The organism is Verminephrobacter aporrectodeae subsp. tuberculatae At4 (assembly GCF_000193225.1).
Taxonomy (GTDB): Bacteria; Pseudomonadota; Gammaproteobacteria; order Burkholderiales; family Burkholderiaceae_C; genus Acidovorax; species Acidovorax aporrectodeae.
This window is the reverse complement of record NZ_AFAL01000084.1, coordinates 1-2,456: the sequence shown is the minus strand read 5'-3', so window position 1 is coordinate 2,456 and position 2,456 is coordinate 1. Positions and strand designations below refer to the sequence as shown.

Here is a 2,456-nt window from a genome sequence, read left to right as displayed (position 1 = left end):
TACGTGGCGCGTCCGCCCGACAGGTCGAAGACGGCGCCCGTGCTGAAGGCGCAATCGGCGGTGCACAGCCAGACGATCATGGCCGCGGCTTCTTCGACCTGGAGGAAGCGGCCCAGCGGAATTTTCGACAGCATGAAGTCGATGTGCTCCTGCTTCATCGAGTCGAAGATCGGCGTCTGCGCGGCGGCCGGCGTCACCGCGTTCACCAGCACCCCGGTCTTGGCCAGTTCCTTGCCCAGCGATTTGGTCAGGCCGATCAGCCCGGCCTTGGACGCGCTGTAGTGCGAAGCGTTGGGGTTGCCCTCCTTGCCCGCAATCGAGGCAATGTTCACGATGCGGCCGTAGCCCTGCGCCAGCATGCCGGGGATGACGGCACGGCAGCTGAGGTAGCTGCCGATGAGGTTGACCTCGATCACCTGCCGCCAGACCTTGGGCTCCAGTTCCCAGGTGAGCCCGTTGCCGCCGGTGATTCCGGCGCTGTTCACCAGGGCGTGCACGCTGCCGTGCGCGCGCAGCGTGGCCGCGATGGCGGCGTTCACCGAGGACTCGTCCGTGAGCTCGACCCCGACGGCGCTGACCGGGCCGCGGGCCGCCAATTGTTCGCGTGCGACGGCCAGTTGGTCCTGGTTCACGTCCCACAGGGACACGGCGGCGCCGGAATCGAGCAGCCTCTGCGCGACGGCGTAGCCTATGCCCTGGGCGCCGCCGGTCACGATGGCGTGCCGCCCGGCCATGTCGAGTTGATTCATTCCTGTATCTCCGGTGGGCGCTTCTTTGCCTGGATGCTGACTTTTTATGCAGTTGCGAATAGTAAGATTTGCGGCGATAAGCTTCCAATCAAATAATTGAGCGCATTGATTCCCATGCGCTATCGATCATGCAAGCCCGCGCGAATCCCGCCGATCCCTGTTCCCAGAATACCGCCAGTGCAGCGGCCGGGGTCGCGCCGGGCGATGGCCTGGGGCTGTCCCGGCGGCTCGTCAACCGGCTGCGGCTGAAACACTGGGTGCTGCTGGGCGTTCTGGGCGAGGCCTCGACCCTGCGCCATGCGGCAGCGCGCATCCACATGACGCAGCCGGGCGCGACCAAGATGCTCGCCGACATCGAACACGCCTTTGGCTTCGCACTGTTCGAGCGCCACGCGCGCGGGTTGCGGGTCACGGCGCTCGGGCGCGAGGTGCTGGCCTACGCGCGGCAGGCGCAGGCCGCGCTGGAGCGTTTTCTGGAAGACCTGGAGACTAAGCGCCACGGCGGCCATGGGCATCTGGTGTTTGGCGCCATCATGGGCGCCGCGCCCGACTTGGTGGCGCGCGCGGTGGCGGACCTCAAACGCGAGAGGCCGCTGCTCAACGTGCGCATCCTGGGGGAGACCAGCGACCAGATCTGCGGCCTGCTGGAGCGCCATGAAATCGAACTCGCCGTGGGCCGCCTGCCCGGTCCGCTGGAGCACAACAAGTTCGACTTTGCGGCCCTGTCGGACGAGCCCCTGTGCGCGGTGGTGCGGCGCCGGCACGCCTTGCTGCGCCGGCGCCAGCCGCTCGGCTGGCCCGAGCTGGTGCGCTGGCCCTGGGTGCTGCAACTGATCAGCTCGCCGGCGCGCGTCCTGCTGGAGGAGGAGTTTGCGCGTGCGCGCGTCGGCGCGCCGCAGAACATGATCGAGTGCACTTCCATCTTTGCCACCTTGCAGCTGGTGCAGTCCAGCGACGCGATTGCCATGCTGCCCGAATCGGTCGTGCGCGACCACGTCAGGGCCCGCTTGCTGCAAGTGCTGCCGATCGAGATCGGGCGCGACCTCAGGGCCTTTGGCTTGCTCACGCGCAAGAACGAAACGCTTTCCGAATTTGCCACCCTGTTCGTGGACCACCTCAGGCGCTACGCGGGGGGCTGCGTGCAGCGGTAGCCCATCCCTGCGTGCACTTCGCTACTCCCTGATCTGCCGCCCCGAGCCACCTCAACATCACCACAAAAACACCTGAAAGTCACCTGCAGCGACCGCCCGGGCACCGCCCCTGGTGCAGATGCCCGATGGGCAGCGGTCATTGCATCACCTCCCACGGATTGATGATCGTCACGCCTGTGAGCTTGAAATCAGCGACGTTGCGAGTAATCACCGCCATGCCATGCACAAGGGCCGTTGCTGCGATGAGTGCATCGCGCTCGTCGCGCTTGTCCGGTACATGCAGCCGGGCGCAGCGTTGCGCCACGGCGGTATCGACAGGCAGCGTGCGACCGGAGAACTCGGGCAATACGTGCTGCTCCAGCCATGAGCGCAGCATGGCCCCTTGTGTGGCGTCCTTACGCTCAATCGACAGAACGCCAAGCTCCAGTTCCATGATGGTGATGGCCGAAACAAAGAGGTCAGCGGCGTCCACGCTTTCCGTCCATGTCGTCACGTTTGCATCGGCCTTACCAAGCCGCACCTTGCGCAGTTCGGACACCACGTTGGTATCGAGAAC

General features: G+C 65.8%; 3 protein-coding genes. 1 reads left to right on the top strand and 2 read right to left on the bottom strand.

Annotated features, from left to right (window positions below):
• Nucleotides 1-749: SDR family NAD(P)-dependent oxidoreductase (locus VTU_RS0103525; RefSeq protein ID WP_010100825.1), on the bottom strand; the 749-nt coding region annotated here is incomplete at its 3' end.
• A 128-nt stretch (nt 750-877) separates the two neighbouring features.
• Here VTU_RS0103525 and VTU_RS0103520 point away from each other — a divergent pair.
• Entirely contained in the window at nt 878-1,900 is a 1,023-nt protein-coding gene (locus VTU_RS0103520) for a LysR substrate-binding domain-containing protein (RefSeq protein WP_010100823.1), read from the top strand.
• Between the two features lie 136 nt (nt 1,901-2,036).
• Here VTU_RS0103520 and VTU_RS0103515 read toward each other — a convergent pair.
• Nucleotides 2,037-2,456 (bottom strand): type II toxin-antitoxin system VapC family toxin (locus tag VTU_RS0103515; RefSeq protein ID WP_010100821.1); only part of this gene is annotated, 420 nt, incomplete at its 5' end.